Here is a 13,071-nt window from a genome sequence, read left to right on the forward strand (position 1 = left end):
TGAACAGTCGATCAGCTTAAGGTCTCGACGATCCACTCGACTACCTTGTCGCCTTGAGCAGTAAGACAAACCTCGACCACCGGGGTTTGGGACCAGCGCTCACCCAGGAATGGGCGGCCTTCCGGCGCAAAGATGGTCTGGCCTTCGGCAAAGCCGTCGGTCGCGACGCTAAGATGCCCGCGGGCGGTGGTGAACAGCTCCGGGCGCATTAACCAGGCAAGGGCACAGCTGTCGTGAGGGCAGCAGCCATCGATACCTAAAAACTCGCGATAGAAATCGCTGTAGAAACCGTAGCTGCCTTTAAGCACTTCACCAAGACGCCCCTGACCGGCCGCAATCTTTTCCATGTGCGCCGGGCTGAGTACGCAGCGCTGGGTGGCGTCCAGGCCCACCAGGGTCAGGGGCCAACCCGCCGTCAACACGCGAGACGCAGCGTGCGGGTCGTTGAACATGTTGGCTTCGGCAACCGGCGTGACGTTGCCGCCTTCCTTAATCGATCCGCCCATGACCACGACCTGCTTGACCTTGCCGATGATCGTCGGATCGAGTTGCAGCGCCGCTGCCAGATTGCCCAGCGGGCCGACTGCCACCAAGGTGATTTCGCCGGGACGAGCATTGACCTGCTCGACGATGAACTGCGCGGCACTCGAGGCCATGGCCTTGCCCTGAACCGCAGGAAGCCCGATATCGCCCAGTCCATTGGCACCATGAATATGCGCCGGCGCCGGGTGCTTGGTCTTGACCAATGGCGCGGCGGCGCCCTGGGCGACAGGAATCTGCTGCCCGGCAAGCTCCGACAGCAGCAGGGCATTGCTGGTTGCCGTGTCGATATCCACATTGCCGTAGGTCGTGGTCAACCCCAGTAGCTCAATGTCCGGGTGAGCTAGGGCAATGGCAATCGCTTGGGCATCGTCGACGCCAGGATCGGTGTCGAAAATGATGGGCGTGGTCATGAAATCTTCCTTGTGCTGTTACGTCGTGTGTGAATGTCTAGCGGTGATTCAAAGTGTGCTCAAGCTCGAGCGTCGGCCATTCGCGAATGGCATCCTCGACTTCGGCGACAACCGGAATGCTGGGTGCGGCGCCTTCTCGTTGCACACAAAGTGCGGCAGCGGTGCTTGCCAGACGCAGTGCATCTTCCACATCGACATTGCGCTGGCGTGACGCCATGAAATAACCGATGAAGGTGTCTCCGGCAGCGGTGGTGTCGCGTGTCTCTACCCGATGCGCTCCAAGTTGCAAGCGAGTATCGCCGTATTGATAGCACACTCCCTCGCGGCCCAGTGTCAGGACTATTTCTACGTCAGGCAAGCGTCGTCTGAGGCCATCGAGCAAGCACTCACTCGGTGCCTGAGCCTGCTCGTCGACCAGATCGGCGGCTTCGCCGCGATTGAGAAACAGAAGCTGACAGCGATCAAGGGGTAATTGAAGCACGTTCGCTGCCATGGGCGCGGGATTGAAAGCTACCAGCAAGCCGCGTTCCGCCGCCAGGGTAATGAGTCTATCGAGTGTGTTGCATTCGTTTTGCAGAAGTAACCAATCACCTGCGGTAGGAATCGCCAGCAGCCCGTCCTGTTGCGCATCGGTAAAGGCGTGATTGGCGCCAGGGTGAACAATGATGGCATTTTCGCCTGATCGTCTACTTGAATCAGCGCATGGCCGCTGGCTTCCAAGGTCACTTCGATCCGGCTGATATCGACCCCGGCGCTGGAAAGGGTCTCGAGCACCCAGTGATCGCCCTGGCCAAGCAAACCCCAATGCATCACGTGACCACCGGCCCGGGCGATCGCAAGCGACTGATTAGCCCCTTTGCCGCCAAGTACTTGTCGATAGCTGCGGCTGGACAAGGTCTCGCCGGGGCGCACCAGATGAGACACCCGATAAACATGATCGATGTTGATCGAGCCGTAGTTGTAGAGCATAAGCTTCCCGTCAGGCAATCAGATAAGTAAGAGGTTCGTGAGCTGGCGTCATATCTTGAACGAACGAAGGTTGTCTGCGGTCAGGCGCACGACGTTGGCCCGGGCTTCCGGGGTTATCCAGGCGTTGTGCGGCGTCACGATGAGATTGAGCGGTTCGCTCAAGGCATTCAGCAACGAGTGCCCGTTGCGGGGTGGCTCCTCGGGCAATACATCCACTCCAAGTCCGCCTATTCTATTTTCTCTCAACGCCTGTAGTGCCGCATGCTCATCAATGATGCCACCCCGAGCGCAATTGATAAGCAGGACACCTGACGTCATTCGGGCCAAAAGATCCTCATTGACAAGATGCCGGGTATCCTCGGTCAGCGGGCAATGCAGGCTGAGCACATCGAGGCTGGATGCAATATCGGTGAGTGCGGGCCTTTCTTCCCGGGTTTCGTTGCCGGGGCGAGCGGTGAAAATCACCTCCATGCCGAATGCCGTCGCCAGACGCGCCACTGCCTGACCCAATTCGCCGCTGCCCACGATGGCCAGGCGTTTGCCGGCCAGTTCCAGGGTGCGATGATCGAGCAGGCAGAAAAAGGGGCCCTGGTTCCAGCGACCTTCAAGCACATTACGCTGATACAAGGGCAATCGATTGGCAAGACACAGCATCAGCATCAAGGTATGTTGCGCAACGCTTTCGGTACCGTAGGCCGTGACGTTCTTGACCTCGATGCCTTGGCGCTTTGCAGTTTCCATGTCGATGTTGTTAGTGCCGGTGGCCAACAGGCAGATCAGCTTCAGCCGGGGCAGGGACGAGAGCAGATCGCCCTCCAGTTTGACCTTGTTGACGATGGCGATCTCTGCGTCCTCAAGGCGCTCCAGACACTGCTCAGGGGTCGTGAGATCATGAACCTCAAGCGTGTCCACTTCGTCGCGCAGGGGAGCCAGATCGATGTCGTCACCCAGGGTGGCGGCATCCAGAATGACAGCCTTCATCGTTTTACTCCTTGCATGTGACCGGAGGTCTTGCCCGTCGGGGGCCGCTGCACGCTATAATATGCGGCTTTCGAAGGCGCCTTGGAAAGCATGCTGCCAGACCGCATATTCCCCAGTACCGCCGGTTTTCTTTGCGGTCGTTTTGTTTCTGAGAGTTTAAGAACCATGCCTATTTATGAATATCAGTGCAAAGCCTGTGGCCAGCGCCTGGAAAAATTGCAGAAAATCAATGCCGCGCCGTTGACGCAATGCCCTCACTGCGAACAACAAGCACTGACACGCTTGATCTCTGCTGCCGGTTTTCGTCTTGCCGGCGGCGGTTGGTATGAAACCGATTTCAAATCCGGCGGTAAGAAAAACCTGGCCGGTGATAAGAGCGATACGACGAAATCGCCTGAGTCCAAGAAAACCGATAGCAATACTCAGGATAGCAAGTCTCAAAAAGCCAAGCCCCAGGATAGCAAGAACAACGCCTGACCCAATGGCGACCTAACGTCACCGCCTACGTGTGGTGACGTTTCACCCGTAAAAGCAACAGAACAGGATTTTCCATGCGCAGCCACTATTGCGGCCAGTTGAACGAGTCCCTGATCGATCAGGAGGTCACACTTTGCGGTTGGGTCCATCGCCGCCGTGACCATGGGGGCGTGATCTTTCTCGACCTGCGCGATCGCGATGGCATTGCCCAGGTCGTGGTCGATCCCGACACCCCGGATGCGTTCGCTACTGCCGATCGCGCGCGCAACGAGTTCGTCCTGCGTATCCGTGGGCGTGTTCGCTCGCGTCCAGAAGGAACGCAGAATCCCAACATGCCCACGGGCATGATCGAAGTGCTGGCCAAGCAGGTTGAGGTGCTCAACACTGCGGCCACGCCGCCGTTTCAGCTCGATGAATACAATAAGGTCGGTGAAGAGGTGCGTCTTAAGTACCGCTATATCGATCTGCGTCGTCCGGACATGATCGAAAAGCTGCGTCTGCGCTCGCGTATCTCTCACAGCGTGCGGGCTTATCTTGAAAGCCAAGGCTTTCTGGATATCGAGACGCCGATCCTGACCCGGGCCACACCGGAAGGGGCGCGGGACTATCTCGTGCCTAGTCGTACTCACGAAGGGCACTTTTTCGCGCTGCCCCAGTCGCCTCAGCTGTTCAAGCAGTTGCTGATGGTGTCCGGGTTCGATCGTTACTACCAGATCGCCAAGTGCTTCCGGGACGAGGATCTTCGCGCCGATCGCCAGCCGGAATTCACCCAGATCGACCTCGAGGCGTCTTTCGTCGACGAAAACGACATCATGCTTATCACCGAGCGCATGATTCGTCAGTTGTTCTCCGACGTGCTCAAGGTGGAGCTACCGGATTTCCCGCGCATGCCCTATGCGGAAGCCATGCGTCGTTACGGCTCCGACAAGCCGGATTTGCGTATTCCGCTGGAACTGATCGATGTAGACGACTTGATGAAAGGGGTCGATTTCAAGGTCTTCTCCGGGCCGGCCAACGCCGACGATGGCCGCGTGGCGGCACTCAAGGTCACCGGCGGCGCCACGCTCTCACGCAAGGAGATTGACGAGTACACCAAATTCGTCGGTATCTATGGCGCCAAGGGACTGGCCTGGATCAAGGTCAACGAGCGCGCCAAGGGGCTCGAAGGGTTGCAGTCGCCCATCGTCAAGTTCATGGAGGGTATCGTCGAATCCTTGCTCGATCGTGTCGGCGCCCAGGATGGCGACATCATCTTCTTCGGTGCGGACAAGATCAACGTCGTCAACGAGGCGATCGGCGCGCTGCGGGTCAAGCTGGGAGAGAATCTGAATCTCTATACCCAGGAATGGGCGCCGCTGTGGGTCGTGGATTTCCCCATGTTCGAGGCAGACGACAATGGGCGTCTATCGGCGTTGCACCATCCGTTCACCGCACCGTCCTGTTCCGGTGACGAGCTCAAGGCTAACCCCGCCAAGGCGCTTTCCCGGGCCTATGACATGGTACTCAACGGCACGGAACTCGGTGGCGGTTCGATCCGTATTCACGATCAGGTAATGCAGCGCAAGGTGTTCGAAGTTCTCGGCATCGGTGAAGAGGAAGCCGAGGAAAAATTCGGCTTCTTGCTGGACGCGCTGCAGTATGGCGCGCCGCCACATGGCGGGCTTGCGTTTGGTCTCGATCGTCTGGTCATGCTGATGACCGGTGCGCGCACCATTCGCGAAGTCATCGCCTTCCCGAAAACCCAGAGCGCTGCTTGTCTGATGACGGATGCACCAGGGGAAGTGACCCAAGATCAGCTCAAGGACCTGCATATCCGTCTGCGTCACAAGCAAAAGGCTGCGCCTGATAACGAGTAGCATGACCTACAGGGCGTCAGACTGTTTTAAATAGCCTGCTTGCATCGACGACCGGCGCCCCGTTTCATGGGTGGCGCCGGTTTTTTCGTCTTTGCATTGTGCAATTTTCAAGGAGATCGCAAATGGCGGGTCACAGTAAATGGGCCAACATCAAGCATCGCAAGGCTGCCCAGGATGCCAAGAAAGGCAAGATCTTCACCAAGTTGATTCGCGAGTTGACCGTGGCTGCCCAGCAGGGCGGCGGTGAGCCCGATGACAATCCACTGCTGCGCACGGCCATGGACAAGGCGCTTGCCAGCAACATGACCAAGGACACCATCCAGCGGGCCATTGACCGAGGGGTGGGCAACAACGACGCGGACAACATGGAGGAGCTCAGCTACGAAGGCTACGGTCCGGCAGGCGTCGCCATACTGGTCGAGTGTCTGACGGACAATCGCAACCGAACCGCCTCGGACGTGCGCCACGCCTTCAACAAGCAGGACGGTAATCTGGGCACCTCCGGTTCAGTAGCGTTCCTGTTCAACACCCAAGGGCGCATGAGCTTTCCAGCGGAGTGCGGTGAAGAAGCCATCATGGAAGCCTCGCTCGAAGCCGGGGCCGAGGACGTCGTGACTCATGACGATGGCATCATCGAGGTGGTCTCATCCCCGCAGGATTTCACTGCGGTCAAAGATGCGTTGATCGCAGCCGGTTTTGAACCGGAGAGCGCGGAAGTCGGTAAGTACCCGGAAACCTACTCATCCATTGCCGACGCCGACATCGCGAAAAAAGTCGTCAAGTTGATCGATATGCTCGAAGATCTGGACGATGTGCAAAATGTCTATACCAACGCGGATTTTGATGAGGATATTCTTGAACAACTCGAATGATTATTCCGTATCGAGCGCGTTTTCATGATCGTGCTCGGCATCGATCCTGGCTCACGCATCACAGGCTATGGCGTGCTGGATCTTTCTTCGACCCGCCCGCGCTATATAGCCAGTGGCTGTATCCGTATCAAGGCCGATGATCTGGCTCAAAAACTTGCCCAGGTCTATGCCGGAGTGGCTGAATTGATTGCGATGTATCGTCCGGCGGAGTTTGCCATCGAGCAGGTATTCATGGCACGCAATGCGGATTCGGCGCTAAAGCTGGGCCAGGCCCGGGGCACCGCTATCGTGTGTGCCGCCAATCATGGCATTGCCGTGTTCGAGTACGGCCCGCGCCAGGTCAAACAAGCCGTAACCGGCACCGGCGCCGCGGACAAGACCCAGGTACAGCACATGATCACCGCGATACTGGCATTGAGCGCCACGCCCCAGGCCGACGCAGCGGATGCGTTGGCCATTGCGTTGACTCATGCTCATGCACGCAGCGGTCTGGTGCAGCAGGGTAGTTATGGGGGTCGGCGGGGAAGGGGGCAGCGCTGGCGTGATTATCGCCCGGAATGACGCGCAAATTGGGGTGCTGGTCAGTCGCGGGGCCTATCAGTATAGTGACACCCCAATCGTTTGAAGGATTGTGAAGGCATGATTGGACGCCTGCGTGGAACCCTGTTGGAAAAGCAGCCGCCGTGGCTGGTAATTGATGTCGGTGGCGTCGGTTACGAACTCGAAGCGTCGATGAATACTCTCGTCGCCTTACCCGGTGTTGGCGAGAATGTGCAGCTTTATACCCATCTCACCGTACGCGAGGATGCCCACCTGCTTTACGGTTTTTTTCGTGAACCGGAACGAGCGCTTTTTCGTGCGCTAATAAAGGTCAATGGGGTCGGGCCCAAGCTGGCGTTGGGAATTCTTTCCGGCATGGAACAGGATCAGTTCATACGCTGTGTCATGGATGACGATGTCAAGGCGCTGACACGACTCCCCGGGGTCGGCAAAAAGACTGCGGAGCGTCTGATCGTCGAGATGCGTGATCGCTTCCCCCACTGGGGCAACGAGCAGCTAGTCGGATTGGACGACACACAGCAGATGGCGACATCCATGCGCCCCAGCGATCCGCTTGCGGATGCGGAAGCCGCATTGGTCAGTTTAGGCTACAAGCCAACGGAAGCCGCTCGCATGCTCTCCGGATTGGACGTGAAGCAATCTACCGAGGCGCTGATCAAGGCCGCACTCACCCGTAAACTGGCAGGGTAAACAGCATCATGATCGATAGCGATCGACTCATCGCCGCTCAGCCTCAACAAGGCGAAGTCCGGGTAGACCATGCCATTCGGCCCAAACGCCTGGCGGATTATATCGGCCAGCCTCGGGTGCGCGAACAGCTCGATATCTTTATCACGGCCGCTCGTGGTCGTGGCGACAGTCTCGATCATACCCTCGTGTTCGGCCCCCCCGGGCTAGGCAAGACGACCCTTGCCAATATCATCGCCGAGGAGATGGGAGTCGATATCAAATCGACCTCAGGCCCGGTGCTCGAACGGGCAGGTGATCTTGCGGCGATGCTGACCAATCTGCAGGCCGGCGACGTGCTCTTCATCGACGAGATTCATCGTCTTCCCGCGGCGGTAGAAGAAGTGCTTTATCCCGCCATGGAAGATTTCCAGCTGGATATCGTCATCGGCGAAGGACCAGCGGCCCGCTCGATCAAACTCGATCTCCCGGAGTTCACTTTAGTGGGGGCTACGACTCGGGCCGGGCTTCTCACCTCTCCATTGCGAGATCGTTTTGGTATCGTCCAGCGGCTGGAGTTCTATGATATCGACGAGCTTACCGAGATCGTGGCGCGCTCGGCCCGTTTACTTGGTATCGAAGCCGAACCCGGCGGGGCCGCAGAGATTGCGCGACGCGCCCGGGGCACGCCGCGCATCGCCAATCGATTGCTACGCCGCGTGCGGGACTACGCGCAGGTACGCAGCGATGGGCGTCTGACCGCCCCCATCGCAGATCTAGCGCTCAACATGCTGCATGTGGATAGCCACGGCCTCGATCACATGGACCGCCGCTTGCTGTTGACGATGATCGAAAAATTCGATGGTGGCCCCGTAGGAGTGGATTCTTTGGCGGCGGCCATTAGCGAAGAGCGCGATACCATCGAGGACGTGCTCGAACCCTATCTCATCCAGCAGGGGTTCATGTTGCGTACCGCTCGCGGACGCATGGTGACACGTCAAGCCTTCTTGCACTTCGGCATCCCTGTCACCGAAGCCACGCCCAACGCGATTCCAGATGCTGCCTCGGGCAGGGCGCTCGATGGTGGCCAAGGCTCGAGCAATGAGCCTTTTCAGTTTTCCGGTGCGAGTGTACATCGAGGATACCGATGCAGGCGGTATCGTCTATTACGTGAATTATCTGAAGTACATGGAACGTGCTCGCAGTGAGTGGTTGAGACAACGTAATTTGACCCAGCAAGGCTTGTTCGACATGGGCATTCAACTGGTAGTGCATCGGCTGGAATGCCGTTATATCAGGCCCGCAAGGCTGGACGACGAGCTGGAGATCAGCGTAGAGGTCGTCGAGCATTCCGCTTGTCGTCTCAGCTTTCATCAACGAGTCACCGCTCGGGGGGAACCCTTGTGCGATGCAAACGTCGATATCGCTTGTGTGGAATCGACGCAGCTCAAACCCGTCCGTTGGCCATCGACTCTGGCCGCGATTCTACGTGAATAAATCTATACCCTTAGTCAGTGAGAACAGCCGTGAACGATTCAATGTCCATTATCCATTTGATGATCAATGCGAGTCTGGTTGTCCAGCTTGTCATGCTGCTGCTTCTGGCCGCCTCGATTGCGTCCTGGATCGTCATTTTTCAGCGAGGCATGGTGTTGCATCGCGCCAAACAGGGGCATCGCGCCTTCGAAGATCGTTTCTGGTCCGGAATCGATCTCAATGAACTCTACCGAGAAGCACCCCCGGAGCAGGAATCCTTGGGCGCCGAACACATCTTTCGAGCTGGATTTCGTGAATTCAATCGCCTCTTGCCCAAGACAGGCAGTGCTCAAGCAGTGCTTGATGGTGTTCAGCGGGTCATGCGAGTGGCCTGGTCCCGAGAAGAGGAGCGGCTCAATCTGCATTTGACCTTTCTCGCCACGGTAGCCTCCGCCAGCCCCTACATCGGTCTGTTCGGAACGGTGTGGGGTATCATGGGCTCATTCCAGAGTCTTTCCATGGCCCAGCAGGCCACGCTTTCCACCGTCGCCCCTTGGATTGCAGAGGCGCTGATCGCTACGGCCATGGGCCTCTTCGCGGCCATTCCCGCCGTCATTTTCTATAACCGTCTCTCTGCTCAGTCCAATCGTCTGCTAGGACAGTACGAAGACTTCGCTGAAGAGTTTCATTCCATCCTGCATCGCAACCTGCAGGGACGCGGTGAGCGCGAAGCGGCCTGAGAACGAACTTAGAGATCATTGGGAGAGAACCAGACCATGCATGGTCCATTCAATCGCGGCTCGAACCGCAAGCCCATGGGCGAGATCAATGTGGTGCCGTTCATCGACGTGATGCTGGTACTGCTGGTGATCTTCATGATCACCGCACCCATGCTGACCCAGGGCGTACAGGTCGATCTACCGGAAGTGACATCGGAGCCTATCGAGGCGACAGAAGATCACGAACCCATCATCGTGTCAGTCGACAAGGAAGGGCAGTACTTCATCTCACTGGGGGATGAGGAAACGGCGGTCTCACTGGATGACATCAGTAACAAGGTCATCGCCATTCTTGGTCGCCGTCCGGAAACACCGGTGCTCGTCCGTGGCGATCGTAATGTTGCCTATGGCCAGGTCGTGACATTGATGGGTACCTTGCAGACCGCTGGAGTGCCAAACGTCGGTCTTATTTCCGATCCGCCTCCAGGCGACAGTTGAGGACGCGGAATGGCAAGACATGAAAAACGAGTAGGCTATGGAGTGCCCACACTGCTGGCTATCGGCGTACACGTCACGGTGCTGTTGATTGCTGCCATGCGCTGGCCCGCAGGCGAGCCTGAAGAGAGTAGTACGTCCATCGTTCAAGCGACCTTGGTCAGCACAGAAACCACTACCGATCAGGCACAGCGCGCAGAAGATGCGCGAGTAGCCGCCCAGCAAGCCCAGCAAGCCGAGCAGGCTGAACAGCAGCAGGCGGCTCAGGAACAAGCCGAAGCGGCGCAGCAGCAGGCTGCCGAAGAGCAGGCAGCGCAAGAACAAGCCGAGGCCCAAGCTGCCCGGGAAGCCGAGCAACAAGCAAAGGAAGAGGCACGTCAACAGGCCGAAGCCGAGGCTCAGCGCCGAGCACAGCAAGCCGAGCAAGAAGCTCAACAACGTGAACAGCAGCGCCAGAAGCAGATTCAACTGGAAGCTGAACGCAAGAAAGCGGAAGAAGCCAAGAAACAAGCCGAAGCAGAACGCAAGAAGGCTGAAGAAGCCAGAAAACAAGCCGCTGCGGAGGCCGAGCGCAAGAAGGCCGAAGAAGCCAAGAAGCAAGCTGCTGCCGAAGCCGAGCGCAAGAAGGCCGAAGAAGCCAAGAAGCAAGCTGCTGCCGAAGCCGAACGCAAGAAAGCGGAAGAAGCCAAGAAGCAAGCTGCTGCAGAGGCCGAACGCAAAAAAGCCGAAGAAGCCAGACGCAAAGCAGAGGAAGCCGCCGCTGCCGCAAAACGTGCCGCTCAGTCGTCTCTTGAGAGCATGATTGCTGGAGAAGCAGAATCCATTGCCAACGCCAAACAGGCCGAGCAAGCCGCCAATGGCTTCGAGAGTCTGGTGAGAGCCGCTATCGAGCAAGCTTGGATATTACCCCCGACCAGCGGCGGCGAGTTGCAGGCTACCGTACGCATTCAACTATTGCCTACTGGAGAGCTTGCCAGCGCTACAATCAATAAGAGTAGCGGGAACTCCGCCTTTGACCGTTCGGTTCTACAGGCGGTAGAGCGCGCGGCGCCGTTTCGCGAGATGCGCGATCTACCTGGTGCTGCTCAACGACAATTTCGTCAATTCAATTTGAACTTCAATCCTAAGGATGCCCGTTGATGAAACCCGTGTTTGCCATGCTGACGGTCTTGCTGCTGATGGTCAGCACCCTTGCCAAGGCCGATCTTACGATCGAAATTACTCAGGGCAGCGATCGCGCCGTACCTATTGCAGTCGTCCCCTTTGCCCAGCAGGGGCAGGCTAATCTGCCGGAAAATATTGCTGAAATCGTGCGCAACGATTTAGCCCATAGCGGTCAATTTTCTCCTCTTGCAAACAACGCCTTGATTGCTACACCCAGCAGTAGCGAGCAGGTCAATTATCGTGATTGGCGCGCCGTGGATAGCAACTACCTGGTGGTGGGTCAGGTCACCCCGGAAGGCAACAGCTATCGCATTCAGTTCGAGTTGTTGGATATCTATGGTGAACGCCGCATGCTGGGTGAAGTGGTGACCGTCGGGCAGAACCAACTGCGTTCCGCCGCGCATTACATCAGCGATCAGGTCTTCGAGGCCGTGACCGACATTCGCGGTGCTTTCTCCACTAAAATTGCCTATGTCACCGCTGAAGGCTCAGCCGAAAATCGGCGTTATGGTTTGCACATTGCCGACGCGGATGGGCATAACAGTCAGCAGATTCTGACCTCCGATGAGCCCATCATGTCACCTGCCTGGTCGCCGGATGGCAACAAGCTTGCTTATACCTCCTTCGAAACGGGTCGACCTGCCATATACGTTCAAAACCTGTCCAATAGTCAGCGTGTTCAGGTGACGTCTTTTGAAGGAATCAACGGTGCTGCGACCTGGTCGCCGGATGGACGCAAACTGGCCATGTCGCTTTCAAAGGATGGTCAGCCCGAAATTTACACCATGGATATTGCCGCAGGTAATTTTCAGCGTTTGACCAACAATTCAGCCATCGATACCGAGCCGGACTGGTCACCGGATGGTGAGAGTCTTCTATTCACTTCCGATCGTAGTGGCGGTCCTCAGCTGTATCGCTATGACCTTTCCAGTGGAGAAGCAAAAAGAGTCACTTTCACCGGTAATTACAACTCAAGAGGGCGCTTCTCTCCCATCGGCGAGAACATCTTCATGATTCACCGTGCAAGCGACGGTTATCATGTTGCAAAGAAAGATATGAAGACTGATCGTCTGACCGTATTGACCGACACTCGTTGGGATGAGTCGCCTAGTGTTGCGCCGAACGGGAGCATGATAATCTTCGCTACCCAGGAAGGTAATCGAGGTGTTCTGGGTGTGGTATCAGCGGATGGTAAAGCGTCTTATCGTTTGCCTTCTGCTCAAGGCGATGTGCGCGAACCTGCCTGGTCGCCATTTCTCAATTAAAAAAATCGCGTCATACTGATTTCGAGCAAGGAGTTAATAATGCAACTCAACAACTACGTAAAAAGCCTGATCGTTGTCGTGGCACTCGCATTCGTGGCGGGCTGTTCCAGCACCGGTGGCACCCAGGATGGCAGCATGGATGGCAGCGCCGGGGGTGCTGGAGGGCAGGGAGCAACCATGGGCCAGACCAATGGCACTGGCATGGGGCAAGGCCAGGGCATGCAGGGACAAGGTATGCAGGGCCAAGGTCAAGGACAGGGGCAGGGACGAGCCCCCCAGCAGCGCACCATCTATTTCGACTATGATAAAGAAACTATCCGTCCCGAGTTCGAGTCTACATTGAATGCAAACGCCCAGTACCTACGCTCAAACCCGAATGCCAGGGTAGTGTTGCAAGGCCATGGTGACGAGCGCGGCACACGGGAATACAACCTGGGATTGGGTGAGCGACGCGCAAAAGCCGTAGAGCGTTATCTTGCGGTGCAAGGCGTTGCCGATTCTCAAATTGAAATCGTCAGCTACGGCGAAGAACGTCCCGCAGTCGATGGTCATTCCGAAGACGCCTACGCGCAAAATCGCCGTGTAGTCTTCGATTACTAAGCTGTTGCTACGGAGTC

13 protein-coding genes and 2 pseudogenes are annotated in these 13,071 nt (G+C 57.3%); 12 read left to right on the plus strand and 3 right to left on the minus strand.

Annotated features, from left to right (window positions below; all coding sequences use genetic code 11):
- Window positions 1-11: 11 nt before the first annotated feature.
- The 3 genes and pseudogenes from CH74_RS05695 to CH74_RS05705 all read right to left on the minus strand — a co-directional run bounded on the left by CH74_RS05695 (window position 12) and on the right by CH74_RS05705 (window position 2,903).
- The gene (locus CH74_RS05695; RefSeq protein WP_048306515.1) at window positions 12-953 is read right to left on the minus strand and encodes a nucleoside hydrolase; all 942 of its coding nucleotides are present in this window, start codon (window positions 951-953) and stop codon (window positions 12-14) included.
- 37 nt (window positions 954-990) lie between these two features.
- Window positions 991-1,922, minus strand: a pseudogene (locus tag CH74_RS05700) (ribokinase).
- 48 nt (window positions 1,923-1,970) lie between these two features.
- A complete protein-coding gene (locus CH74_RS05705) occupies window positions 1,971-2,903 on the minus strand; it encodes a D-2-hydroxyacid dehydrogenase (protein WP_048306516.1) in 933 nt (310 codons plus the stop codon).
- A 165-nt stretch (window positions 2,904-3,068) separates the two neighbouring features.
- Between CH74_RS05705 and CH74_RS05710 the strand changes: the two genes are divergently transcribed.
- From CH74_RS05710 to pal, 12 genes and pseudogenes are all read left to right on the plus strand, one after another.
- Window positions 3,069-3,380: an FmdB family zinc ribbon protein gene (locus CH74_RS05710; protein ID WP_048306517.1), complete on the plus strand. Its 312-nt coding sequence runs from the start codon at window positions 3,069-3,071 to the stop codon at window positions 3,378-3,380.
- 74 nt (window positions 3,381-3,454) lie between these two features.
- A complete protein-coding gene (gene aspS / locus CH74_RS05715; protein WP_048306518.1) occupies window positions 3,455-5,236 on the plus strand; it encodes an aspartate--tRNA ligase in 1,782 nt (593 codons plus the stop codon).
- A 122-nt stretch (window positions 5,237-5,358) separates the two neighbouring features.
- Entirely contained in the window at window positions 5,359-6,108 is a 750-nt protein-coding gene (locus CH74_RS05720) for a YebC/PmpR family DNA-binding transcriptional regulator (RefSeq protein WP_048306519.1), read from the plus strand.
- Window positions 6,109-6,132: 24 nt separating this feature from the next.
- Window positions 6,133-6,669 (plus strand): crossover junction endodeoxyribonuclease RuvC, encoded by a 537-nt coding sequence (ruvC, locus tag CH74_RS05725; RefSeq protein ID WP_048306520.1) that lies wholly within the window; start codon window positions 6,133-6,135, stop codon window positions 6,667-6,669.
- A 78-nt stretch (window positions 6,670-6,747) separates the two neighbouring features.
- The gene (ruvA, locus tag CH74_RS05730) at window positions 6,748-7,359 is read left to right on the plus strand and encodes a Holliday junction branch migration protein RuvA (RefSeq protein ID WP_048306521.1); all 612 of its coding nucleotides are present in this window, start codon (window positions 6,748-6,750) and stop codon (window positions 7,357-7,359) included.
- 8 nt (window positions 7,360-7,367) lie between these two features.
- Window positions 7,368-8,351, plus strand: a pseudogene (ruvB, locus tag CH74_RS05735) (Holliday junction branch migration DNA helicase RuvB); the annotation flags it as partial.
- 85 nt (window positions 8,352-8,436) lie between these two features.
- Complete coding sequence (gene ybgC / locus CH74_RS05740; RefSeq protein ID WP_048306522.1) at window positions 8,437-8,832, plus strand: tol-pal system-associated acyl-CoA thioesterase; 396 nt, start codon at window positions 8,437-8,439, stop codon at window positions 8,830-8,832.
- A 29-nt stretch (window positions 8,833-8,861) separates the two neighbouring features.
- Complete coding sequence (gene tolQ / locus CH74_RS05745) at window positions 8,862-9,551, plus strand: protein TolQ (RefSeq protein ID WP_048306523.1); 690 nt, start codon at window positions 8,862-8,864, stop codon at window positions 9,549-9,551.
- Between the two features lie 36 nt (window positions 9,552-9,587).
- On the plus strand, window positions 9,588-10,028 hold the full coding sequence (gene tolR / locus CH74_RS05750; RefSeq protein WP_048306524.1) for a protein TolR: 441 nt from the start codon (window positions 9,588-9,590) through the stop codon (window positions 10,026-10,028).
- 9 nt (window positions 10,029-10,037) lie between these two features.
- Window positions 10,038-11,165, plus strand: coding sequence for a cell envelope integrity protein TolA (gene tolA, locus CH74_RS05755; protein WP_048306525.1), 1,128 nt, complete (start codon window positions 10,038-10,040; stop codon window positions 11,163-11,165).
- Entirely contained in the window at window positions 11,165-12,454 is a 1,290-nt protein-coding gene (gene tolB, locus CH74_RS05760; protein ID WP_048306526.1) for a Tol-Pal system beta propeller repeat protein TolB, read from the plus strand. The genes tolA and tolB overlap by 1 nt, the downstream gene beginning before the upstream one ends.
- 39 nt (window positions 12,455-12,493) lie before the next feature.
- A complete protein-coding gene (gene pal, locus CH74_RS05765; protein ID WP_048306527.1) occupies window positions 12,494-13,054 on the plus strand; it encodes a peptidoglycan-associated lipoprotein Pal in 561 nt (186 codons plus the stop codon).
- The last annotated feature ends 17 nt before the right edge of the window (window positions 13,055-13,071 follow it).

Origin of the sequence: Halomonas sp. PR-M31 (genome assembly GCF_001039575.1) — a bacterium.
Lineage (GTDB): Bacteria > Pseudomonadota > Gammaproteobacteria > Pseudomonadales > Halomonadaceae > Modicisalibacter.